This window comes from Enterobacteriaceae endosymbiont of Donacia piscatrix (assembly GCF_012569525.1).
Taxonomy (GTDB): Bacteria; Pseudomonadota; Gammaproteobacteria; order Enterobacterales; family Enterobacteriaceae.
The window spans coordinates 318,430-320,065 of the sequence record NZ_CP046200.1 but is presented as its reverse complement, the minus strand read 5'-3'; the positions used below and the strand labels follow the sequence as shown (position 1 = coordinate 320,065).

The 1,636-nt window shown below is 18.9% G+C and carries 3 protein-coding genes; all 3 read left to right on the top strand.

Going from position 1 to position 1,636, the window contains the following annotated elements; all coding sequences use genetic code 11:
* A partial coding sequence (locus tag GJT96_RS02420; RefSeq protein WP_247646080.1) for a hypothetical protein occupies positions 1 to 320 on the top strand: 320 nt, incomplete at its 5' end.
* 222 nt (positions 321 to 542) lie between these two features.
* The gene (locus tag GJT96_RS01605; protein WP_169780473.1) at positions 543 to 1,175 is read left to right on the top strand and encodes an RlmE family RNA methyltransferase; all 633 of its coding nucleotides are present in this window, start codon (positions 543 to 545) and stop codon (positions 1,173 to 1,175) included.
* 45 nt (positions 1,176 to 1,220) lie between these two features.
* Positions 1,221 to 1,636 (top strand): ATP-dependent metallopeptidase FtsH/Yme1/Tma family protein (locus GJT96_RS02415; RefSeq protein ID WP_425591410.1); only part of this gene is annotated, 416 nt, incomplete at its 3' end.

Genomic DNA, 1,636 nt, shown 5'->3' with positions numbered 1-1,636 from the left:
GAAAAAAAATAGCAGAATATAATCGAAATTTATTAGGAATAACAAAAGCATCATTAGCAACTTCTTCTTTTATTTCAGCTGCTTCTTTTCAAGAAACAACTAGAGTTTTAACTGAATCTTCAGTAGCTGGGAAAAGTGATGAATTAAAAGGATTAAAAGAAAACGTAATAGTAGGAAGATTAATTCCTGCAGGTACCGGGTATACTTATCATACAAATCGTCTTAATAAAAAGAAAATTAATAATAAAATAAGTAATATTTCTTCTGCAGATTCTGCAGCTGCTAATTTAACTGAATTATTAAATGCTAATTCTAGTTAAAATAATTTTAACATAATGTGTTATATATTATTTATTTTTAATAAATTTTTATAATTTATACTAAATTATATTTTTATCTTAATAATATACATAATTATAATTATTAAAATATAAATATTATTAAATAAAAATTTTACTAATTTAAATTAATAAATATAATTAAAAAAAATATTTAATATTGCAAATTTTTTAAAAATAAAAAATTATTTCATAAGTAATTTTATGATATATAAAAAAAATAGAAAATCTAAACTATGGTTAATAAATAATTATAAAGATTTTTATATAAAAAAAGTTAAAAATAATATTAATAAATATAGATCAAGATCATGGTTTAAATTAGAGCAAATAGAAAAAATAGATAAAATTTTTAGAAAAAATATGATATTAATTGATTTAGGATCTTCACCTGGGGGTTGGTCAAGTTTTGCTTCAACACAAATTGGTAACAAAGGAAAAATTATTGCACTTGATATATTACCTATGAATTTTATTAAAAATGTTAATTTTTATCAAGGTAATATATATAATTCTATTTTTTTAAACAAAATTTTAAAAGAATTTAATAAAAATAAAGTAGATATGATTATGTCTGATTTATCACCTAATATTTCTGGTATAAAAGAAATGGATATACCACATATTATTAACTTAAATGAATTAGTATTAAATTTATGTTATTCTTATTTAAAAAATAACGGAATTTTTTTAATAAAAACTTTTCAATGTAAGGAATTTAATAAATATTATAATAAAATTAATTCTGTTTTTAGAATAGTAAAAATTAGAAAACCTAATGCTTCAAGATCTCAATCCAGTGAAATTTATATTGTTGCAAAAGGATATAAAAATTAATATAAAATACATTATACAGTTATAAGAGGTTACTCTTTGAAAGATATGGCAAAAAATTTAATTCTCTGGTTAGCAATTACAGTGATATTTATATCAACTGTACAGAGTTTTAATTTAAATTCATTTAATAAAAAAGAAAGAATTTCATACACAACTTTTTTATCTGAAGTTAAAAAAAATAAAATACTAAAAATTAGTATTAATGGTAAACAAATTCATGTTTTTAGAAAAAATAGAAGTAATTATATTACATATATGCCTATATATGATCCATTTTTATTAAAAGTTTTATTTTCAAAAAATGTTAAAATATTAGGAGAACCTTTACGAAAACCTAGTATATTACTATCTATTTTTATCTCATGGTTTCCAATGTTATTATTAATTGGAATTTGGATATTTTTTATACGTCAATTACAAAATAGTAGTAAAGGTGCTTTATCTTTTGGAAAAAGTAAAGC